Here is a 20,571-nt window from a genome sequence, read left to right as displayed (position 1 = left end):
TGCCTAATGTATACGATTTGCGACCGTCGTAATAACTGACCAATTAGTGGCCTAGGGCAGCTATTACCAGCGTCAAGTCATCATCAGTACGTTGCGTAATCCTATCCGATCGCAAAAACCTCACAAGTTGTTCTTTTGCCACTGTTTTGTCGTCTGCATTCGCTGCAAATTCAAACAGAGGAGAGAAAAACGGTTTATGAGGAGCACCTACTGCCATATTCATGGCTAGCATTTGTAGTCCATCAGTCAGGACTCCCACATTTACTATTGCTTGACGCCATACTCTCAATTGTGCTGCATCCAACGCTCCTGGTGATGTTAAAAAAACAGTTTCGTTAATATACTCGCCACTATCAGGTAAAGTCAGAGCTACTAGGTTTTCTTGTGTATCTTTTGCTACAGCAGCCCCGTCTCCTATCTGTGCTACCGCCACAATTTCGGGGGCTGCCACTGTAATAATTAGGGTACTTGCCAAGTCGGATGGCTGTTGCTCGCAAGCGACTGCCTCCTCCTCCACAGCTTTTCGTGCTGCTATAATGGCGTCCAACAAAATAGAACGCACGGCTTCGTCGTCAGTTAGGGTTTGCCGAGTGACCTCTTTGAGAGAGATATTCTCAACTGCTGTTTCTGTTGCTACCATCGCTCCAACTTTCCCCAAACTAGCTGAACCCGCACCATCTGCTACTGCTGTAACGAGTACGCTATCCGGCAATATTTGCCAGTGGTGTGCATCCTGACAGAGTTGTTTGTTTTTGACGTGGCTAGTACCACACACAGAAGCGGCTACTACCCGCCAGTGGGGTACTTGTTTTGAGGTATTCATGAATTGTTTGCGATCGCCTGGAGTAAGCCACATTTCCATCAAACAGAACCCCATCCTATTGGTGGTAGTGCCACTTGTTCGTCTACTTTAGAATGAGACACAGCTGACATACTCGCTGATAGCCAAACAAACATTTCAATAAAATTTAACCCCGTCAACCTTAACGGACTGCGTACAGCTATTTGACCCAAACGATTCATGTTGGCATTTTCTACACCTACAGTGAAAAAAGCCACTCGCTTACTTGCTTCATCTGCTTGCACGCGACGTGTCGCTTGGTCAATAACATCTTCAAATTCACCTTGTGGTTCTCCGTCCGTAATCATGAAAACCCAAGGACGATAGTAAGCAACGCCATTGGCACGGTACTGTGCTTTGCGATCTTGAATCATGTCCAAAGCTTTATGAATACCAGAACCCATGGTGGTTAGCCCTTGTGCTGTCAGTATCGGTGGATTGAACTGATCGGCAGTCACAAAGTCTTGGATAACATTGACTTGGCTGTCAAATGTAACTATTGCTACTTCTACCCTTCTTGCCGCCAAGGAATTTTTGATTAGTTCTTCCTTGAAAATTTGCAAGCCTTGATTCAAAGCATCAATAGGGATTCCTTGCATGGAACCGGATGTGTCTAATAGCAGCACGCAAGGACAACGTGGCTCTGGGTTCTCCGCGAACTCAACAACTTCATCGAGTTTTAATGTATCCTGCATAACTTCTTGTGTTATGTTATAGTCCAAAGCTCAAATTTCCTTTTCCTCAAAGTATATAGTTTAATACGGCGATCGCACTATCTAATGTATTGCTTTTGCTTACCTTGGATAGTTTACTATTAATTAAAGAAATTTCTTCTGCCAAGTATCTTACAAAAATCTGAAATCTTACCTGAGATAGAAGTTATTTCGCTGTAAATCTATCAAAAACAGGCATTGCCTGCTGTTAATTGTTTAGCAAAATTTATACATTACAGGTATAGAATACAATGATTTAGCAGCTATTCGGACATCGAATTTTAAAGATTCAATGTAGAAAGGTCAGATTTTAGGTAAATTCAATTAAGCCTTCATGTTATTGACCCTCCATTAACTCTGGAACATTTCCTTTGATAACTAAATTAATAAATTTACACTTTTTGAAAAACCCCAATTGTTACTGTATGAATAAAAATCTAAAAAATAGCTATAATGTATCCTTTACATCTTGTAATATATTGACCCGCTGTCAGAAGATAAAAAGACTACTAAAGACAACCACCACAATAGTTAAACACCATGTTCAACAATAAAGTATAGCTACAGACGACAAAGCATATTTTCCGGAAATTCTGTGAGAAATGAATAATTTTGGCACTTTCACAAAACTGCGTCCTTCAAGTTTGCTGAGGCATCTATATAGTGCCTCGGAGAGTACGTGTTTGCAAGTACAGAGCAATTCAGTCACTTGGTCAATTTACTTAGAACAAGGAAGAATAACTTACGCCACTCATTCTGTCGAACCCTTCGATCGCTTAGAACGTCATCTACGTCGCCTCAGCCACCAAATCAACAGTATTACAGGTGAAGTTCGCGTTCAATTGCGTTTGATGTTTGAACCAGACGCACAAGCCCAATCAACAGAACATAGCGATCGCCAAGAACAAACCATAGCTCCTCCTTTGCCCCCCGAATATCAAGCTATATGCTGGTTAGTGAGCGAACGTTACTTGCATTCTACACAAGCAGCAATGCTGATTCAAGAGTTAGTCAAGGAAGTTCTCGAAGCATATTTATTAATTCAACAAGGAACTTATCAATTAACAAATGCTCTTTATCGAGTGCCTGTCATTTGCAAGCTTGATGCAGAAAAAATAGTAGAACGCTGCCAACAAAGATTAAACATATGGCGCTCGTTAGCTCCGCATATTTCTTCACCATACCAGCGTCCATATCTAGTTATCAAAACAACAGACCGGAATCCTAATATATCAGGACTAGACCCTAGTTTAATTGACTGGATGAAAGGTTTTAGTTTGCGCCATCTAGCAGTAATTGTAAATCAAGATGAATTAGTACTGACTAGAAATTTATATCCTTATATTGCAAACGGAACGGTTTTATTACACGAACCAGATCCACCATTTGATAAATTACCAACAACTTATACTGAAATCTCACAAACTCCTATATATTTACCAGAACCTAGCAAGAAAGCGTCTCAAACAGCCATACTACCTAGCAGTATCTCTGGGGAAAAAGCAGGAATCCCCGCCAAAACGGAAAACTTAGCCAATCGTCAGGAACGAGTTCCCACTTCTTATAATAAAGAAACCGTTCCAGAATTAACAACGTCGGATAAAACAGAAGCTGAAGAAAAAGTTCCTTCTACTCCTACAACGTCCACAGTTTCTCGAAAAATATATAAAGTGGTTTCTGTAGATGATAGCCCTACAATTCTTAGAGAAATTAGTCGTTTTTTAGAGGATGAAAGTTTTTCTGTGGTTACAATTAGCGATCCGCTTAAAGCAGTGATGACAATTATTCGACACAAACCAGACTTGATTTTACTGGACTTGAATATGGACGGTATGGATGGTTACGAATTATGTCGCCTCGTCCGCAATAACTCCATGTTCAAGAAAACTCCTATAATTATGGTGACAGGAAGTAAGGGAATTGTAGATAAAGTTAGAGCAAGATTAGTAGGAGCTTCTGGATATTTAACTAAGCCTTTTACTCGTGCGGATTTATTAAAAATGGTGTTTATGCACTTAGCTTAAGAGGGAGTAGGGAGTAGAAAAGAGGGATTTTTGTTGTAAATGCCTATTTTATTTATAAAAATATTTAAACTATATCTTCAAACTTATAACCTACGCCAATAACAGTTTTAACAAAAGTGGGATTGGCAGGATCGGGTTCTACCTTCTTGCGCAGTCTGGCAACATGAGTATCAACAACCCGCTCATCACCATAAAAATCACTACCCCAAAGTTTGTCAATCAATTGCGCCCGGTTCCAAGCCCGACCGGGATAACTCATAAATGTTGCCAGCAATTCAAACTCCAAGGTTGTCAGATCTAAAGGAGAATATTGATTGTCACTGAGAATTCGATTTGCCGAGCGTTGCTCAATATTAATGATGAAGTGTTGAGTCCGGTAGATTTGGCTTTGTTTGCCATGACGGAGAGTCCTTCTCAGTAGCGCACGTACACGAGCAACCAATTCCTTGGGGCTAAAGGGTTTGACTACGTAGTCATCAGCTCCAGTTGACAACCCGATAATGCGATCGAGCTCCTCTCCCCTTGCTGTTAACATTAGGATATAAGGATCTTTAGGGCTAGCTTGCTGTCGAATCCGAGCGCATACCTCTAGCCCATCCAAATCGGGAATCATCAAATCTAAGACGATCAAGTCAGGCAATTGCTCTTGAAATAATTGAATTGCACTTAATCCATCACGGCAATGGCGACATGAAAATCCCTCCCTTTCCAAGTACAACTGAATCAATTGAGCAATCTCGATTTCGTCTTCAACAATTAAAATCTCCATTGGTTTTAACAAAGATTTTTATTTCCAGTATTATATAGTAAACTACTTTTTGCCTCTCATCATCAACTAAACTTAGCAGATATGTCACAAAATCGCCACACACTGTACACATCAATGATAGAAGAAAAGTATAGATTTACTAATAATTAGAAAAAACGTAGGAAAAGCCGAAACAAGTTATTTACCAGGAAGTTAACTAAGGCTTACAACGATTAAGTTACATTTTCTCATCATAGGCATTTGTAACACTTCAGCCCGAAGGTCAGTATATTTACATCCAAGAAATTTGTTTGGTTAAACTTGTCAGCAGCTCATCCTGCAGAAATAATCGCTTGCTATATAAGGATGAAAATCTATTCTCTGTGTTTCCTAACCCATAACTTCTATCTTTAGGTGTATTAAAAAAAAAAAAAAATATGCGTAAATAAGGATAATTACGTAGCAAATATACAGTAATCCTAAATCATTTAGAAAAAATTTTAAGTACTGTAGGGGAACTACCCTCGTGCGCGGGTTCCCGGCATTCAGAGGAGTGGCGTTGGGCAATAGCCGCCGAAAGTATCACGCGGTGGGCATTGCCCACCCTACGGGTACTGCATAAATTAAATAGGACTACTCTATATCAAATTAGTTGACTCAAACTTATTATATCTAGGTCATTTACTCATGTTAGTTGATACACGTAGCTTACCAACTGGTGAAACGATTGAAACTAAAATTTGTATTGAGCGATCGCTCTTACAGACCATGTAAGAAAAGTTATGGCATCAGCAGCGGTTTAAGAGAAGTCATTTTGTCAAGAATATTACAGTATTTCTGAAATTTTAGGAAGTTATTATGGCACAAAATATAACATCCCCGAGCGACGAAGCATCACGTGTATTGATGGTATCAATGCGGAATTTAAAGTTTCATGTTTCTCGCTCTGCTATTTATGAATTCGAAGATATTATCTGTAATACTGATACAGTAGACTTAGTTTCTCCATCATTCAATCCTACTCTTTTCAAAGTCACCAATTTCTTAGCTAACAAGGCTGCAAAATTTTTCAAAAATGCCAAATTATTCCGGTCTTTAGTTAATTATAAATTTAAAGTCAAAAAAGAATACGATCTATTTTTCATATTCTGCCAATCCCCACAAGATCTTCTGATTTTAAATTCTATTAAAGGCTGGCGGAAAAAATGCCGCCATGCTGTTTGTTGGCTAGATGAAATTTGGGCAAAAGATATCGATCGCTGGAGAGCCCAGTTAGAGCTTCTCAAGGACTTTGACAGTATTTTTATGAACTTTAGTTCTAGTATCGAGCGAGTCCAGAATATTATTCGACGTCCTTGTTATGCCATACCTTATGGCGTTGACACTGTAAAATTCTGTCCTTATCCAGCAGGACTTTACCGTTGTATTGACGTTTTAAATATCGGACGGCGTTCAACAGTCACTCATAACGCTTTACTAGAACTTGTAGAACAGGAAAAATTGTTCTATATCTACGACACCATCAAAGATTTATACATGATTGATTACCGCTATCATCGAAGCCTTTATACAAATTTTGTAAAAAGAAGTCGTTATATGATAGCTAATAAAGCAAAATTTGATTTAACTGGTAAAACCAATCCTCAAGAAGAAGTGGGACCGCGCTTTTTTGAAGGAGCAGCCGGAGGAACAATTATGTTAGGCGTTCCTCCAAAATGCAAGGATTTTACAAAATATTTTGATTGGCAAGAGCCAGCGTTCGAGATTCCATTTGATTGCTCTAATATAGCAGGAATACTAGCTGAGTTAGATGCACAGCCGCAGTATCAGGAGAGAATGCGTAAAAATAACGTTATCAATTCCCTACTCAAGCATGATTGGGTATACCGTTGGGAAAAAATTTTAGCAACCCTAGGGCTTGAGAACACTCCACAAATCAGAAAAAGGAAAGCTCATCTCCAAAACCTAGTTGATATAGTTGAGGATTCGTCAAATAGCTATCAAGAAGCAAGACTAGTTTTGGCGCGATCGCAATAAATGCGTATTATAAAACTTTACTAAAAGTCTAGAAAAATATAGGCTTTTATGCACAATTGATGGTAAATTAAAATTGAGAGTTCTCATGAAGAACCACCATCATAAAGATTAAGTAGACCTTAATCTAAAAGTAAAAGTAATCCTGACGGACAATAGTTCAGAGGGATAGGGGATGTCTGGTAGTACATCCAAGGCGACTAACACTTTTATTCAGGCATGACTATGCCAAAAAAAGTGTTGCTTAAACCCGTGTGTAGTAGTCTGCCTATATTTGACTATGTAAAGCGGAACTATAATGGCATAAAGCTAGCTTGCAATTTACTAATAATGTTGCAAGATACAGAGAAGAGTACGTGAACTGGAGTAATCCAGAGTGAATCGGAGCAATTCGACTTACTGACTCCACCATGACTCAGCACAGAATACGCATTCTGTGTTACCCCTTCGGGTTCGCCAGTTGCTGAAGGAGGGTCTCCCTCCTTCAGCACTGGTCTCACCGTTCCGGGTTTGGGTCCGCTTGAGAGTCAAGACTTAATGAGCGTACCCTCGGCTCAAGCGTCGGAGAAGGAACATGGCTACGTCATGTTCTTCGCAACACCGTAATCCATTAACAAGCTCTTAAGCAGTGTCGAGGCAAACAATACCCCTAATGGGAGCGCTCAAATCGAGCAAATGTGTGGTTTGGGGGGTGGTTAAGTCCAATTAACCCCAAATTACTCCAAATAATTCCGAAATAATGAAACCTAGTAGCACGACCGCCGTTGAATTTCGCAATGTCACCTTCAGTTTAAACAAGCGCCCTTTAGTATCAAACCTCAACTTTAATATTTGTAAAGGAGAAGCGCTACTCTTACTAGGGCGCAGCGGGAGTGGCAAAACAACAATTATAAAATTAATCAATCACCTTTTGACACCAACAGAAGGTGAAGTTGTCTTTAATGGTATCCCTACAACTCAATGGGATGAAATAAAACTCCGAAGAAAAATTGGTTACGTTATTCAAGAAACAGGGTTATTTCCCCATTTTACTGTGGAACGCAATATTGGTTTAGTTCCTCATTTAGAAGGTTGGAAGCCCAAACAAATAAAAACAAGAGTCTATGAATTATTGCATTTAGTTGGCTTAGAACCTGAGAAATTTGCTCAAAGATTTCCCCATCAACTTTCAGGAGGGCAAAGGCAGCGTGTAGGAGTTGCAAGGGCATTGGCAGCAGATCCACCTATGTTGTTGATGGATGAACCTTTTGGGGCATTAGATCCCATCACGCGGTTAGAACTCCAAGAAGAATTCAAGCGCTTGCAGACAGAATTGGGCAAAACTGTTTTGTTCGTAACTCACGATATTCACGAAGCATTTGTTTTGGCATCTAGAATTGGGTTAATGTGTGGAGGAGAATTGGTAGTGTTGGATACACCAGAAGAATTTTTGCAATCCCAGCATCCTGAAGCTTTGGCATTTCTACAGTCTTTAAAGTTAGCTATATGAACTTCAGCGACTTCTTCTTTGTAAAATATGCTCAAGAGATTCTAGAACGCACTCTCGAACATTTGTTTCTAGTTGCAATTTCTATTGGGATTGCTACTATCGTAGGTATTCCGTTAGGTATATTAATTAGCCGTCAAAAAAATCTGCGACAACCTATTCTTGGCATCGCCAATATTCTGCAAACTATTCCTAGCTTGGCACTATTTGGCTTGTTGATTCCCGTACCTATTATTGGTGGAATAGGACAAAATCCTGCTATTGTAGCTTTGAGTTTATATTCTTTATTACCCATTATCCGCAATACATACACTGGAATTGTTAGTGTCGATCCTGCTATTACACAAGCAGGTCGTGGTATGGGAATGACAGATAAAGAATTATTATTACAGGTCGAAATTCCCTTGGCAGTTAGTGTCATTCTAGCAGGAGTCCGTGTTGCAACAGTCATTGCCATTGGAATTGCAACTATTGCTGCAGCAATTGGTGCAGGTGGATTGGGCGAGTTAATTTTTCGAGGAATTGCAGTTGTCAACAATCAATTAATTTTAGCAGGTGCGATTCCTGCTGCAATTATTGCTTTACTTGCTGACTTTGCTCTTGGTTGGTTAGAGAAAAGATTAACAGTGACCAGTGACCAGTAAACAGTGACCAGTGACCAGTGACCAGTAAATAGTGACCAGTGACTGGAGGGGGAAGTGAAAAGATTTTTGTTCTTTTTCTTTTTAACTTTTGCTTTGGTTTTAGGAGTGGCTAGTTGTAACTCTCAAAATATTGGGGGAAATGAAGGAGATATTGTTGTTGCTTCTAAAGGTTTTACGGAACAGGATATTTTAAGCGAACTGTTGGCACAGCAAATTGAAGCAAAAACCAATTTAAAGGTTGCTCGTCGTCGCTTCACAAGCTCTTTTGTAACTCATCAAGCTATTACTTCTGGTAAAATTGATGCTTATGTTGAATATACAGGTACGGCTTTTACTGGTATTCTAAAACAAAAAACAATTAGCAACCCAAAAATCGTTTTTCAACGATTGAAACAAGCTTATGCCCAACAGTTTAATTTAGAAGTTATGGGTTCTTTGGGTTTTGAAAATACTTTTGCCATGACTATACGCGGTGAAGATGCCAAACGTTTCAATATTCAAACCCTGTCTGATGCTGCTCGATTTACACCTCAATGGCGTGGTGGTTTTAGCTATGAGTTTATGGAACGAGAAGACGGTTTTCCTGGATTGGCAAAAGCCTACGGTCTGCGCTTTGCTAAATCTCCTCGTATTATGGACTTGGGATTGATATATCGATCGCTACTGCAAAAGCAAGTGGATATAGTGAATGGCAATTCTACAGACGGACAAATTGCTCGCTTGGGTTTTGTGGTGCTGAAAGATGACAAGCAATATTTTCCTCCTTATGAAGCAACTCCTATAGTCAGGAAGGAAACATTGCAAAAATATCCTGAAATTGAGAAAGCGATCGCCGGACTTGTTGGTAAAATTTCTGCAGATGAAATGCGACAGATGAATGACTTAGTTGAAGGTGAGTTACGGGATATAAAAGAGGTTGTGCAACAATTTCGCAAGTCAATCTAGTTCAGCTAGAGCACTCTAACTCTGTCCTTGCAGTTGAAATGGCAGACTGTGAACGGGTAACAACTGTTCTTTATCGAGGTTTTATCATAGCATTTGTAGGGGCGCGGCGACCTTGCGCCCTTACGACGTTGGCAGTTTTTGAAAAGTTAGGTTCTAAACTGTTTTTGATATAGCTAAACAACTCAACCTACAATACACTACATTTGTTACATGGCTTCATCAATATATTGCTATGTTTCTTTAATTTTAAATTTATTTTCTTAATACAGCACACTAAATGACTTCAATCGCATTAAAATACGAGTTAGTGCACAAATATCAGCTAACCTCATCTACAGATGGGGTTTTTTATATGGAATAATGCCTTACTTGTTTATATTAGCGCTTGTCATTTTTTCATGTCAATCTTTCATTTAAAAAATCCTTCACAGCAACCAGTAACCGACCACTGATTACTGGTCACTGGTCAGGTGGTCACTGATTTAAGCAGGAGCAAAAGCCCCAATAGGAATGGGTACAATCTGAGGGCTAGTCAAGCAAGTTCCTTGTCTGTACCAAATCCCTTCTACTTCAAAAGCCTCAAACTCAGTTGTCAGAATTGCCCACGTTCGTTCATTAAGTCCACCAGAATAAGTCCAAGTAAATCGGCTTGCACTCCGCAATCGGATCTCTAGTTCTGCCAAGTCTTCAGGCAGCCAAAATCGAGTCATCACCCTTTGAGTGGCAATCTCTGGCGGAGTTTGTAGCAAATTAGACATTGCTTGATTCACAATGATTTGCTTTTGGTTATCCTGTCTGACGATACTAACGGGACGTTCGTTTTCAGCTGCTGTAATAATTCGATAGAGTAATTCAATTGGCAAATGCAACTGACTGCAAAAAACAGAACCTGTTGGCAAGAGACTCTCAGCAGTCTCAGCCAGTGGAGGAGGCGTTTGATCGACCATCCATCCAAAAAACTCAATTGGGTGTTTGCAACGTTTCCATCCTATTTTGACTTTCCCCCTAATTTTTGCTGCCGTTTCCGACAAAGCATCTCCAAAGTTTTGAGCAAGATAGATAGCATCTTGTTTTGTAGGGGCATGGATAGAAACCCCTTGGTGAGACAATTTATAGCTCCACCCAGCTTGATTTAGAACTCTAAGAACACACGCGCTCATTTCTCACACCTTCTGATTTATCATGTAAAGTGATGAAAAGTTTGTTGCTAAGTCACAGCAACGTTGGATTGTGAGTTTTGGTTTTTGGATTAAATGACTCAATAGCAAGAGAGTAAAAACTAGTTAGACAAACAAAAACCTTGCCATTAATAAGTTTGCGATTTACAACACTATTAATGGCAAATCAGCCTAACAGCCTTGTTAAGCAGTTTTGTTTTGAATGATATCTGTTATTTAATAATAATCAACGAATGTAAGTAAATTATGTGTTTTTTCTTATAGAACTCATAGGATTCCTGTTAAGAATTGTGTACTGTGATGCTTTTCTGTACGTAATAACAAATCTTTAAAATAGTATATAAAACTAAAAATATAAAAGAAAAAAGTGACCCTTTGGGTCACTGGTCACTGGTCACTGGTCACTGGTCACTGGTCACTGGTCACTGACCACTGCAAGCCCCCACTGGGATCGGTATAGGTTGGGGAGTGGTCAAACAGGTTCCCTGTCTGTACCAAATTCCCTCAACTTCAAAAGCCTCAAACTCAGTTGTCAGAATTGCCCAAGTCTGTTCGTTAAGTCCGCCGCAGTAAGTCCAAATAAATCGACTCTCATGACGTAAGCGCCGTTGCAGTTCTGCTAAATCTTCCGGTAGCCAAAATCGGGTCATGACCCTTTGAGTGGCAATCTTAGGAAAAGACTGTAACATCTCAGACATTGCTTGGTTAACAATGATTTGCTGGTTGTTATCTTGTCTGACAATACTAACCGGACGCTGATTTTCAGATGCAGCAATCATGCGGTACAACAATCCTGTCGGTAGATACAACTGGCTGCAAAAGACTTTTTCTCTGGAGAAAATGCGATCGCCCTTGGCGCAAGCCGTACCCGGCTTATCGCCTACCCCTGTAGGTGCAGGTAATTTTTGTAACACCATCCAATCATAAAACTCGATAGGATGCTTACAGCGTTTCCATCCTATTCGCACTTTCCCCTTAATTTTTGCTGCGGTTTCAGTCAAAACATCGCCATAGTTTTGAGCAAGGCGGGTTGCATCTTGCTTTGTAGGAGCAAGGATAGAAACTCCTTCAGAAGACAGCTTATAGTTCCAACCTGGTTGATTGAGAACTTTCAAAACGCTCATACTCATCGACTACACCTTCAGAATTGTCATGTAAGCACTTAAAAGTTTGTTGCCAAATTATCTTTCGTTGTTGCTCAGGAATGCCCAAGGTAGACGTGATAATGGCGAAGTCCCCTGGTGTGGGTAGTACTTCTCCTCTGGCAAGCGCTTGTAAGTTTTTGATTCCAAGGTGTCTTAGTTTTGTCATGTTGACTCGAACCAACTCAGCGATCGTAATTGGAAGGTAAGTTTGTTCGGGTCTTGAGAAGTTGGAAGTAGTTCTCTTGGACAGCCACTCACAAAGCATCTCTTCTATTGCATCGCTTTGAGATATTCCCTCACGAGCACAGATACTTTTGAATTCCCGCGCTATTTCCACGAGAACATAGCCACTGACTTGTTTGTAATCAGCAGAACGCCTTTTGTCAGTCATGTCTCTTGGTCATTCCATAGACTGTTGATATCATGCTTGTCTTTATTTTCCCGCATTTGAAGCCAAATTGTAAGAATAGAAATACAATTGCTGTGTCTTAATCTTACGCCAATTTTGAATGAATTCTTGACATAAAAAAATGACAAATGCTACTCTTATTCTAAGATGGGTACATAGTATTAATTATCAAAGAAAAATTGAGAAAAAGTAGATGCCCCTGAAGAGTTGTTCTCGAGTGAAAGGAAAAGCAATCCTGTAGCTAGCCGTTATGGTTTGTAGCTAGCCTCAAAACTGAATTAACAGAATTTGCAGGATGATACTTTAGCCTTCAGGCATTCATTATAAGGCAAAACTACTGAGTTGGATACTCGGTAGTTAAAAATAAGTGAGTTCTTACTTAATTGATGTATTAAGAATTGTAAATGGGCGAGCAGGGATGCCCACCGCTAGAAGACTACCATTACAGGTAGGGTGGGCAGTGCCCACCATTCGCCGTTGGTGGGCAGTGCCCACCCTACAAAGTTGGATACTCGGTAGTTAAAAATAAGTGAGTTCTTACTGAATTGATGTATTAAGAATTGTAAATAGGTGAGCAGGGATGCCCACCGTACAAGATTTGGGTAATTATTTTTTCCGATCTCGCCCTAGTGGGCGTTTTACTTTTCCGGCGACAAATCCACGCTGTAAAGAGTTTTGCCCTCTAAGTTAAGCAATGCTACTGTCATCACTTCCGTATTACTGTTAATTTTCACAGTTCCAAAAAATTGCAAGCCATCACTTGGAGGTCGATTTGCTTGTAAATCTGTGGGAATGCTCAGGAATTTTAACTGCGGACCAAAAGTATTATCAAGTCGATTGGGTCCGAAAGTCCCAGAGTTAATAGGACCTGCAACAAACTCCCAGAAAGGTTTAAAGTCGGTAAACTGTGCTTGAGCGGGGTCGTAGTAATGGGCTGCTGCATAATGGACATCAGCTGTTAACCATACTACATTCTTAATGTCATTGCGATGGATAAAGCGTAGTAAATCCGCAATTTCGAGTTCCCGCCCTAAAGCAGGACCATCTCCGTTTGCTAGATTTTCAAAGTCAGTAGGACCATCTGGAACTACCAAACCAACTGGCATATCGCTAGCAATAATTTTCCAAGTTGCGGTCGATTTCCGCAATTGATTTTTCAACCAACGCACTTGGACGTTGCCTAAAAATGCTGTTTCTGCACTTTGTTCTGTTTGGCGATTTGGTGTATTGGGTCCCCGATAGCTACGTTCATCAAGGGTGAAGATTTCTAATGAGGAACCATAATTAAACGAGCGATAAATTCTGCTTGGGTCGTTACCATTAATGTCAATGGGGAAGTATTCCAAGAAAGCTTGATTTGCGCGTCTTGCTAACAAAGACACATCTTTGACCGTGTAGCGATTATCATCAAGAATTTCCCCTTGATACCAGTTGTTGGTGGTCTCGTGGTCATCCCACTGAGCTAGTATAGGAACCTCGGCGTTAAAACGTCTGACGTTCTCATCCAATAAATTGTAAATGTAGTTGCCTCGAAACTCATCGAGAGTTTCCGCAACTTTTGATTTTGCTTCTGTCGTAATATTTTTCCAGATGCTACCATCGTCCAATTTAACTTCTGATTGGATTGGACCATCAGCATAAATAGTGTCTCCAGAATGGATAAAAAAGTCTGGATTTAGTTTCCGCATAGTTTCGTAAATCTTCATACCACCAAAGTCAGGATTAATACCCCATCCTTGACCGGCAGTATCCCCCGACCATGCAAAAAAGATATCTCGTTGACCTTTATAAGTTGGAGAAGTTCGGAAAGAACCAATGGTTGGTTCGCTTTCTTTGGAGGAATCATCCAAATCTTGGAAGATGACTCGGTAGTAGATTTTTTGGTTTGACGGCAAGTTTTTCAAATAAACTCGCGCTGTATAATCGCTGACTTCTAAAGCATTAGGTCCAACAACACGTTGTGCGTTACGGAGAGATTCATCGAGACTGTATTCCACAATCAGCTTTGCTGCTTTATTGGTGCGACTCCAGATAACAGCCTTGTTGCCACTAATATCACCACTAGATACACCATAAGGGATAGTAGGACGGTCTGTTTTGATAATAGCTGGCGCTTGGGCAAAAACTGGCGATTTTGATAGAAGATTTGTGGCAATGATTCCACCACTTGTTACAGCAGAAGTTATCAAAAACTGGCGACGATTGAACTTTGATGGAAAATTAAAGTTCATAAGAATATAAAGGTAGTTAGTGGTTAGTGGTTAATGGTTAGTGGTTAGTGGTTAGTGGGTTAGTGATGCACTAACCTTTACACACTTTGCACCCTAAAATATCAACTTAGAAATGAAAGCGATCGCGTCCTTTAACACTTTGAAAGTTATCTAATGAAGTATTGAGTTGTCAACAATCTCTTTTACTTCTCTTATTTTTTTATTTTAAAATTCACAAAAAATAAGTAATTCTTTTTTTACTAAGTTATTTATAATACTATTTACTGTGGTGCGGAGAGCAGTGCGTTGCGGGGGTTTCCCCCGTTGAAGCAACTGCGGGGCGTCCTCGCCCGCCACCAACATAGGACGGGCGAGGACGCCCATCCCACAACATGATAGTCTAGGCGAGGATGCTTTCCCACAACGTGACAGGATAGGCGAAGATGCCCATCCCACAACATGAATAATTTATTTCTTGAAAATCCCTAAAATTGTTGCAATACTCGAATTCAATTAGTATATTTTTTTACTAACAACTTTAAAAATTAAGAATTATAAAGTTATTATATTATTGTCGTATATTTACTGAAAAAACCTTTAATTAAACTATTTTTTCTGCTATCTTAACTTTAGTATAATCATTGCGTGTATAACGCAAGTGAACTTAATTAAACCTTCACATTGTTGGTAACAAATTCTTTATTTTTGATACCCCTTATCCTAATAGTTGTCACAAATGTTGTTAGCATTTACGATCGCGATCGCAATAATCAGTCTCTGCCCACTTCTAGTTTTATTTTTTATGGCTAGAGTCTGGGCAAAAACAGAAAAACGCAAGTTCCAAGAACTTGGAGAGTAATCTTACTGGTTAGGTGGTCACTGGTTAGGTGGTCACTGGTTAGGTGGTCACTGACCAAGGCTACCAAGGCAATTGACTACCATCCCAAGAAAAAAACTTTCCGCTATCGTTGTCTTGAAGATGTTCAATAACACCTAGTAATTGAGTCACTGTTCGCTCAACTGAAAACAATTTTTCAGGTGGTACGTTTGCTTGAAACGGTTTGGAAAGTCGAGTATCAGTTGTACCGGGATGTAAAGTAACGACTATCGTTTTAGGGCTAGTTCTTCCATATTCAATCGCTACTGTTCGTAAGAACATATTAAGAGCGGCTTTCGAGGCTCGATAACCATACCATCCTCCAAGTTGGTTATCTCCGATACTACCTAGTTTGGCAGAAATACTAGCAAACACGCTACGGTCTTTGTGACGCAACAAGGGTAACAGGTGTTTGGCGAGTAAAACCGAGCCAATACTATTAACCTGGAAGTAGCGCATTAAGTTTTCAGAATTAATTTGTCTTAAACTTTTTTCTGGTTCTAGAGAAGAATCATGCAATATACCCACACAATTAATGACCAGATGAAGTTGCGTTACGTCCCCTCGGATCTTTTGGACAACTTCAGCAATCTGTGATTCATCAGTAATATCCATAGACAGACAAGTTAAGTGGCGAGCGCCCTTAGCGCAAGCCGTACCCAGCTTATCGCAATACTTGTCTGCTAAAGTTAACAATTCAGAAGCAGAATCTGGTTGACGATAGGTTGCATAAATTTTGGTAATTTTATTATTTTCTAGTAGGTTTTTTACAAAACCAAAACCAATCCCTTGGCTTGCTCCTACAATCAATGCATTAGCATTTTTGATTTCTTGAAGAAACGACATTGTGTTTAGTGCCAATACTTTTTCGTTAACAATTCCTAATATATATTAATAAATACATAATCTAAGAGGATGTTTGAAAAGTCACGATCGATGTATCAAATATTTTTTACCGCACCCTAACCCTCCCCCTTATAAAGCTATGCATTGCGCCCCTACCAAGATTTTTGGGTAATGCATAATTAATTTATAAAGATTTTTAATAAAACTCTTGCCTAAAATCAATAAAAATTTATTATTGTGTCCCCATATGGGGATGAAAACAAGATAAAATACAAAAAACTCAAACATTATCATGCCTCGACCTTCTCAAACAAAGCCAAGCAAACCTCAGTCTCACCTGAAATGGTCGCCAAACACAGAATTAGTGGGCTTGATGTTTGAGTTAGTTCCTCAAAAAGATTCTTATCTTTACGCCCAATATACAATCGGACTTCATGCCTGGTTTCTCGATCGCGTGCGTTCTACAGACCCAAAACTATCAGCATACCTACACGATGAAGAATCCGAAAAGCCCTTTACTATCTCAGCATTAGATGGAGACATAACAAGTAGCGGCAGACAAATACAACTACTGGCAAACACTTCTTATCATTGGTACGTCACAGCTTTATCGAGTAGAGTGCAAAAGTGGATGGCACAGTGGGTAAAAAAGTTACCTGCTTCAGTTGATTTGCGGGACGCCCCCTTGACGATCGCTTCGTGTCAAATTTCACATCCTCCTACAACCTATGCCGAATTGTTAGATTCTGAGTACTGTGGAACAGTCTCTTTAACGTTTGTTAGTCCTACTAGTTTCCGTCGCAAAGGTCATCATCTCCCTTTACCCGTTCCAGTTAATATTTTTCATAGCTACCTCAGACGTTGGAATGACTTTTCCGGAATACCTGTTGACCAAGATGCTTTTTTAGCTTGGGTAGATGAGAGTGTCATAATTAATCGTTGTCAGGTAACAACTGTAAAGGTATTAGCAGGGAAAAAAGGTGCAGTGACGGGATTTACTGGGGCAATTGAGTTAAGTTTGACTAAAGACGCAGCACGACAACCAGAGTTTAAGCAGTTATTTTATGCTTTGGGAAAACTCGCATCTTATTGTGGAACTGGTCATAAAACTACTTTTGGTTTGGGACAAACACGCTTGGGTTGGTCATCTCAAGTTATCCAAGATACCCCTGATGTGGAAAGTGTATTGGCAAAACGAATTGAGGACTTAATAGAAATTTTTAAAGCGCAACGCAAGCGAACTGGAGGAGAACGTGCGGATGAAATAGCCTTGAAATGGGCAACTATTTTGGCAAGGCGGGAAATGGGAGAGTCTTTGCAGGTAGTGGCACAAGATTTGGATATGCCTTATGAAACTGTCAAGACTTATGCGAAATTAGCACGTCGGGCTTTAAAAGAGCAAGAATAAGACTATAGGAGTGCTTGCTGTTTTAAAATGGACTGATGGTAAAAAAAAATCATAGAAAACGTTAGGAATAAACACAACTAAACTTGAAAACAACACAATGAATCAACTGGATCTAGCTTTTACCCCAGCCCTAGAACAAGCACAGTTAGTTCGTCGTCGGGAAGTGTCGCCCTTAGACTTGGTGCAAGTCTACTTAGAACGCATTCAGCAGTTGAATCCTCAGTTGGGAAGTTATTTTACAGTGCTAGCAGAGCAGGCGATCGCAGATGCTAGAGCGAAAACAGAAATTCTTGCAAGTGCTTCTGAATTGCCACTATTTTTTGGAGTGCCAATTTCTATCAAAGACTTGAATTCTCTTGCAGGTGTCCCTTGTACTTTTGGAAATCCAGCATTATTGAATAATATTCCTAATTATGATGATGGTGTGGTAACGCGCATTAAGCACGCTGGATTTATTATTCTGGGTAAAACAGCAACTTCAGAACTAGGTGCGTATCCTTATACGGAACCGAGGGGCTTTCCTCCTGCTAGAAATCCGTGGAATTTGGAATATACTCCTGGTGGTTCGAGTGGAGGTGCAGCCGCCGCCGTAGCAGCAGGGTTGTGTGCGATCGCTCACGGTTCTGATGGTGGCGGTTCGGTGCGGGGACCAGCTGCTTGTTGTGGTTTGGTGGGAATCAAGCCATCGCGGGGACGAGTCACTCACGCACCAGTGGGCGATCGCTTGAATGGTATTGCAACGAACGGTTCGTTGGGACGCACTGTTGCAGATGCGGCTGCACTTTTGGATGTCATGTCTGGTTATGTTACGGGCGATCCATATTGGCTTCCCGATCCAGAACCATCATTTCTTGCTGCTACTGAAGTCAAACCAGAGCGATTGCGAATCGCTTATTCTACAAAAATCCTTCCCATGGGAGAAGCAGATACCAATTGCGAGCAAGGAGTCTTACAAACAGTCAAATTATTAGAACAACTCGGTCATATCGTAGAAGAGAAATGCCCGGATTTTAGTGGGATAGTAGAACCATTTCCAACTGTTTGGCAAACTGCACCAGCTTCATCAGGTCTTCCTCCAGAAATATTACAACCATTTACTCGCTGGTTGTTTGAAAGAAGCGGTTCGGCTGGGGAATACCTGCAAGCAGTTTATCAAATGCAAGTAGCATCTCGACAGATTGTGGCATTTTTTGAATCAGTGGATGTACTCGTATTGCCAGTTTATCTTCATTCTCCCATTCGTATTGGAGAATGGGCAGATTTAAGCCCAGAAGAGACATTCCAAAAAATTATTGGTTGGGTTGCACCTTGTCCGCCCGCTAATGCTACCGGACAACCAGCACTCTCAATTCCTGTAGGTTTTGACAGCAATGGTTTACCTATAGGGGTGCAATTGATAGGACGCCCTGCTGCAGAAGCTACTCTAATCAGCGTAGCAGCACAACTGGAGGCGGCAAATCCATGGATTCAGCATCGTCCATTATCAGTGACCACCTGACCAGTGGCAAGTGTTGAGAAAAAATAACCTTGGAAATAGTTGAGTTCCGGATAGTCAAATATAGGCAGACGTAGCTTTCTATAACAGATAACTGCTACTTCGTTCGCGGAACTTTTAAGGCATTTAGAATGGGGTCAAGCTTGGAGCTTTAAAACCACCTAAATTTACCCGAATTGGGTCAACTAAGACCTCCCTATCCCCTGTCCCGAAGGCATTGGGGAATTGACTTATCCAATAATTTAAGTACTTGTTGTGCGACTTTAGCTGGCAACGATTTATATTGTTCTGTAGGCTACATCAGTTTATCCATTTGGTTATAGGACGGCACTCCATATCCGTAAATAAATGATTGCCGAATCGCGTATTGTGCTGCATTCCATAAATTTTTAGCAGCAAATGACATTGCATCTATTTGTTCCCATGCTGGATGCCCAATCTTAATAATTCGTTGCTCCACTAATTGCACAAGTTTCACCTCCTTTGCTATCTTATGTGTACATACACATGAGAGATAAAAGGCTAGTCATTAGAGTAACGGAGTATGAATTAAGACAGCTACACCAAGAAGCGGCAAAAAGGGGTGTATCTGCTTCAGATATTGTTCGAGCTTGGATAGCACGACTTGATGCACCGAAAAAGTAAATAATTAGAAATGACTATATTTGATGACATTATGAACGAAGTTTTATCATACCTTCTTATCTGCAAGTTAGGGTGGGTAATGACTACAAACAGCGAATGGTGGGCATTGCCCACCCTACGCCTATAGGTAAGATTAAAGAAAACTTTTAATCAATGGCAACTATGACATCTGATGATTTAATAATTGCGTATGCTTGTTTTCCTTCCGTAAGTTGAAGCTTTTCGGCTGAAGATTTAGTGATAATTGAAATGACTTCAACACCTGGTGCGATTTCCAAGGTAACCTCGGTGTTAACAGATCCTTCCACCACTTTTTTCACTGTCGCTTTCAGTGAATTGCGAGCACTGACTTGCATTTTGCTTGATGTTCCCTGTATCAATTTAACTCGCTTATCCTAACAAATTCTACCTTTCATACTTAAGTTTTTATACTTTTTTAATATTTTAGATAACGTGAAACTCCTTAAGGGCTGGTATAAAGTTTTTATTTTCATGACTAGAACGACTGAGTTTAATAAGAGCAAATCGCTGTAGGGGGAGTAAATTTCTCCATTGATGTGGAGTCATTGCAATCCCAAACTCCTGTGCTTTGCTTCTAACACTATCAGGTATATTTTGGTCATCAACCCAGGGCGGATTTTCCTCAACAGGCAAATCAGTCGCCGACTCGCCAGTATGGTTTTGGACGAGTTGATGTAAAAATTCTCGGTATTCTTGGATAGTTTCTTCTGTATTGCAGGGTCGTTCTACAAGGTCTTGACGTTCTTCTTGAGTAAATTGATTCCACTGATTGAGTTTCAGTTTAACACCACAAGTATCCAACTTCAAACGCACCAGCATAGGAATACACCGCAGTGAGTCAACAAAATCAGCTTCAAATTCAAAGAAATGAGTCATGGGGATTGGGGATTGGATATTAGGGA

Annotated in this window: 21 protein-coding genes; 9 read left to right on the top strand and 12 right to left on the bottom strand. The window is 40.2% G+C overall.

Annotation, left to right across the window (positions count from 1 at the left end; genetic code table 11):
• Positions 1-43: 43 nt before the first annotated feature.
• On the bottom strand, positions 44-823 hold the full coding sequence (locus tag ACKTT2_RS30020) for a PP2C family serine/threonine-protein phosphatase (protein ID WP_407893639.1): 780 nt from the start codon (positions 821-823) through the stop codon (positions 44-46).
• Between the two features lie 38 nt (positions 824-861).
• Positions 862-1,536, bottom strand: a complete 675-nt coding sequence (locus ACKTT2_RS30015) for a vWA domain-containing protein (RefSeq protein WP_407893636.1) — start codon at positions 1,534-1,536, stop codon at positions 862-864.
• A 620-nt stretch (positions 1,537-2,156) separates the two neighbouring features.
• Here ACKTT2_RS30015 and ACKTT2_RS30010 point away from each other — a divergent pair.
• Entirely contained in the window at positions 2,157-3,578 is a 1,422-nt protein-coding gene (locus ACKTT2_RS30010; RefSeq protein WP_407893579.1) for a response regulator, read from the top strand.
• 64 nt (positions 3,579-3,642) lie between these two features.
• Here ACKTT2_RS30010 and ACKTT2_RS30005 read toward each other — a convergent pair whose 3' ends face one another.
• Positions 3,643-4,347: a response regulator gene (locus ACKTT2_RS30005; RefSeq protein WP_407893577.1), complete on the bottom strand. Its 705-nt coding sequence runs from the start codon at positions 4,345-4,347 to the stop codon at positions 3,643-3,645.
• An 837-nt stretch (positions 4,348-5,184) separates the two neighbouring features.
• Here ACKTT2_RS30005 and ACKTT2_RS30000 point away from each other — a divergent pair.
• Complete coding sequence (locus ACKTT2_RS30000; RefSeq protein WP_407893575.1) at positions 5,185-6,363, top strand: glycosyltransferase; 1,179 nt, start codon at positions 5,185-5,187, stop codon at positions 6,361-6,363.
• A 290-nt stretch (positions 6,364-6,653) separates the two neighbouring features.
• On the opposite strand, the gene ACKTT2_RS29995 is transcribed toward ACKTT2_RS30000, so the two are convergent.
• Positions 6,654-6,851, bottom strand: coding sequence for a hypothetical protein (locus ACKTT2_RS29995; RefSeq protein WP_407893573.1), 198 nt, complete (start codon positions 6,849-6,851; stop codon positions 6,654-6,656).
• A 248-nt stretch (positions 6,852-7,099) separates the two neighbouring features.
• Here ACKTT2_RS29995 and ACKTT2_RS29990 point away from each other — a divergent pair, with 248 nt between their 5' ends.
• The 3 genes from ACKTT2_RS29990 to ACKTT2_RS29980 are packed head-to-tail and all read left to right on the top strand — an operon-like array spanning position 7,100 to position 9,435.
• Positions 7,100-7,849: an ATP-binding cassette domain-containing protein gene (locus tag ACKTT2_RS29990; protein ID WP_407893571.1), complete on the top strand. Its 750-nt coding sequence runs from the start codon at positions 7,100-7,102 to the stop codon at positions 7,847-7,849.
• A complete protein-coding gene (locus ACKTT2_RS29985) occupies positions 7,846-8,490 on the top strand; it encodes an ABC transporter permease (protein ID WP_407893569.1) in 645 nt (214 codons plus the stop codon). The genes ACKTT2_RS29990 and ACKTT2_RS29985 overlap by 4 nt, the downstream gene beginning before the upstream one ends.
• Positions 8,491-8,544: 54 nt before the next feature.
• On the top strand, positions 8,545-9,435 hold the full coding sequence (locus ACKTT2_RS29980; RefSeq protein WP_407893567.1) for a glycine betaine ABC transporter substrate-binding protein: 891 nt from the start codon (positions 8,545-8,547) through the stop codon (positions 9,433-9,435).
• 482 nt (positions 9,436-9,917) lie between these two features.
• On the opposite strand, the gene ACKTT2_RS29975 is transcribed toward ACKTT2_RS29980, so the two are convergent.
• From ACKTT2_RS29975 to ACKTT2_RS29960, 4 genes are all read right to left on the bottom strand, one after another.
• Entirely contained in the window at positions 9,918-10,595 is a 678-nt protein-coding gene (locus ACKTT2_RS29975) for a PAS domain-containing protein (protein ID WP_407893565.1), read from the bottom strand.
• A 440-nt stretch (positions 10,596-11,035) separates the two neighbouring features.
• Positions 11,036-11,743, bottom strand: coding sequence for a hypothetical protein (locus ACKTT2_RS29970; protein ID WP_407893563.1), 708 nt, complete (start codon positions 11,741-11,743; stop codon positions 11,036-11,038).
• The gene (locus tag ACKTT2_RS29965; RefSeq protein WP_407893561.1) at positions 11,694-12,149 is read right to left on the bottom strand and encodes a RepB family protein; all 456 of its coding nucleotides are present in this window, start codon (positions 12,147-12,149) and stop codon (positions 11,694-11,696) included. The genes ACKTT2_RS29970 and ACKTT2_RS29965 overlap by 50 nt, the downstream gene beginning before the upstream one ends.
• Positions 12,150-12,805: 656 nt before the next feature.
• Positions 12,806-14,398, bottom strand: a complete 1,593-nt coding sequence (locus ACKTT2_RS29960) for an alkaline phosphatase D family protein (protein ID WP_407893559.1) — start codon at positions 14,396-14,398, stop codon at positions 12,806-12,808.
• Between the two features lie 715 nt (positions 14,399-15,113).
• Between ACKTT2_RS29960 and ACKTT2_RS29955 the strand changes: the two genes are divergently transcribed.
• Positions 15,114-15,236: a hypothetical protein gene (locus ACKTT2_RS29955; RefSeq protein ID WP_407893557.1), complete on the top strand. Its 123-nt coding sequence runs from the start codon at positions 15,114-15,116 to the stop codon at positions 15,234-15,236.
• A gap of 60 nt (positions 15,237-15,296) precedes the next feature.
• On the opposite strand, the gene ACKTT2_RS29950 is transcribed toward ACKTT2_RS29955, so the two are convergent.
• Positions 15,297-16,100, bottom strand: a complete 804-nt coding sequence (locus tag ACKTT2_RS29950) for an SDR family NAD(P)-dependent oxidoreductase (protein WP_407893555.1) — start codon at positions 16,098-16,100, stop codon at positions 15,297-15,299.
• Between the two features lie 292 nt (positions 16,101-16,392).
• Between ACKTT2_RS29950 and cas6 the strand changes: the two genes are divergently transcribed.
• Both cas6 and ACKTT2_RS29940 read left to right on the top strand, forming a co-directional pair.
• Positions 16,393-17,508, top strand: a complete 1,116-nt coding sequence (gene cas6, locus ACKTT2_RS29945) for a CRISPR-associated endoribonuclease Cas6 (protein ID WP_407893553.1) — start codon at positions 16,393-16,395, stop codon at positions 17,506-17,508.
• Between the two features lie 97 nt (positions 17,509-17,605).
• Positions 17,606-19,006, top strand: coding sequence for an amidase (locus tag ACKTT2_RS29940; protein ID WP_407893551.1), 1,401 nt, complete (start codon positions 17,606-17,608; stop codon positions 19,004-19,006).
• Between the two features lie 292 nt (positions 19,007-19,298).
• Here the strand turns inward: ACKTT2_RS29940 and ACKTT2_RS29935 are convergent, their stop codons facing one another.
• Positions 19,299-19,472, bottom strand: a complete 174-nt coding sequence (locus ACKTT2_RS29935) for a hypothetical protein (protein WP_407893549.1) — start codon at positions 19,470-19,472, stop codon at positions 19,299-19,301.
• A 38-nt stretch (positions 19,473-19,510) separates the two neighbouring features.
• Here ACKTT2_RS29935 and ACKTT2_RS29930 point away from each other — a divergent pair, with 38 nt between their 5' ends.
• Complete coding sequence (locus ACKTT2_RS29930; protein WP_407893547.1) at positions 19,511-19,648, top strand: hypothetical protein; 138 nt, start codon at positions 19,511-19,513, stop codon at positions 19,646-19,648.
• Positions 19,649-19,794: 146 nt separating this feature from the next.
• Here the strand turns inward: ACKTT2_RS29930 and ACKTT2_RS29925 are convergent, their stop codons facing one another.
• The gene (locus ACKTT2_RS29925; RefSeq protein ID WP_407893544.1) at positions 19,795-20,004 is read right to left on the bottom strand and encodes a TOBE domain-containing protein; all 210 of its coding nucleotides are present in this window, start codon (positions 20,002-20,004) and stop codon (positions 19,795-19,797) included.
• 88 nt (positions 20,005-20,092) lie between these two features.
• The gene (locus ACKTT2_RS29920; protein ID WP_407893540.1) at positions 20,093-20,545 is read right to left on the bottom strand and encodes a nitrate reductase associated protein; all 453 of its coding nucleotides are present in this window, start codon (positions 20,543-20,545) and stop codon (positions 20,093-20,095) included.
• Positions 20,546-20,571 lie beyond the last annotated feature (26 nt).

Source organism: Scytonema hankhaensis NUACC26 (assembly GCF_045865695.1).
Taxonomy (GTDB): Bacteria; Cyanobacteriota; Cyanobacteriia; order Cyanobacteriales; family Nostocaceae; genus Scytonema.
The sequence above is the reverse complement of the archived record's forward strand: the minus strand, read 5'-3'. Positions and strand labels throughout refer to the sequence as shown.

What these genes read in the sequence shown, in the direction of transcription:
- ACKTT2_RS30020 (WP_407893639.1), bottom strand. Translation starts at nt 823, where the DNA reads ATGAATACCTCAAAACAAGTACCCCACTGGCGGGTAGTAGCCGCTTCT.
- ACKTT2_RS30015 (WP_407893636.1), bottom strand. Translation starts at nt 1,536, where the DNA reads ATGCAGGATACATTAAAACTCGATGAAGTTGTTGAGTTCGCGGAGAAC.
- ACKTT2_RS30010 (WP_407893579.1), top strand. Translation starts at nt 2,157, where the DNA reads ATGAATAATTTTGGCACTTTCACAAAACTGCGTCCTTCAAGTTTGCTG.
- ACKTT2_RS30005 (WP_407893577.1), bottom strand. Translation starts at nt 4,347, where the DNA reads ATGGAGATTTTAATTGTTGAAGACGAAATCGAGATTGCTCAATTGATT.
- ACKTT2_RS30000 (WP_407893575.1), top strand. Translation starts at nt 5,185, where the DNA reads ATGGCACAAAATATAACATCCCCGAGCGACGAAGCATCACGTGTATTG.
- ACKTT2_RS29990 (WP_407893571.1), top strand. Translation starts at nt 7,100, where the DNA reads ATGAAACCTAGTAGCACGACCGCCGTTGAATTTCGCAATGTCACCTTC.
- ACKTT2_RS29985 (WP_407893569.1), top strand. Translation starts at nt 7,846, where the DNA reads ATGAACTTCAGCGACTTCTTCTTTGTAAAATATGCTCAAGAGATTCTA.
- ACKTT2_RS29975 (WP_407893565.1), bottom strand. Translation starts at nt 10,595, where the DNA reads ATGAGCGCGTGTGTTCTTAGAGTTCTAAATCAAGCTGGGTGGAGCTAT.
- ACKTT2_RS29970 (WP_407893563.1), bottom strand. Translation starts at nt 11,743, where the DNA reads ATGAGTATGAGCGTTTTGAAAGTTCTCAATCAACCAGGTTGGAACTAT.
- ACKTT2_RS29965 (WP_407893561.1), bottom strand. Translation starts at nt 12,149, where the DNA reads ATGACTGACAAAAGGCGTTCTGCTGATTACAAACAAGTCAGTGGCTAT.
- ACKTT2_RS29960 (WP_407893559.1), bottom strand. Translation starts at nt 14,398, where the DNA reads ATGAACTTTAATTTTCCATCAAAGTTCAATCGTCGCCAGTTTTTGATA.
- ACKTT2_RS29955 (WP_407893557.1), top strand. Translation starts at nt 15,114, where the DNA reads ATGTTGTTAGCATTTACGATCGCGATCGCAATAATCAGTCTCTGCCCA.
- ACKTT2_RS29950 (WP_407893555.1), bottom strand. Translation starts at nt 16,100, where the DNA reads ATGTCGTTTCTTCAAGAAATCAAAAATGCTAATGCATTGATTGTAGGA.
- cas6 (WP_407893553.1), top strand. Translation starts at nt 16,393, where the DNA reads ATGCCTCGACCTTCTCAAACAAAGCCAAGCAAACCTCAGTCTCACCTG.
- ACKTT2_RS29940 (WP_407893551.1), top strand. Translation starts at nt 17,606, where the DNA reads ATGAATCAACTGGATCTAGCTTTTACCCCAGCCCTAGAACAAGCACAG.
- ACKTT2_RS29930 (WP_407893547.1), top strand. Translation starts at nt 19,511, where the DNA reads ATGAGAGATAAAAGGCTAGTCATTAGAGTAACGGAGTATGAATTAAGA.
- ACKTT2_RS29925 (WP_407893544.1), bottom strand. Translation starts at nt 20,004, where the DNA reads ATGCAAGTCAGTGCTCGCAATTCACTGAAAGCGACAGTGAAAAAAGTG.
- ACKTT2_RS29920 (WP_407893540.1), bottom strand. Translation starts at nt 20,545, where the DNA reads ATGACTCATTTCTTTGAATTTGAAGCTGATTTTGTTGACTCACTGCGG.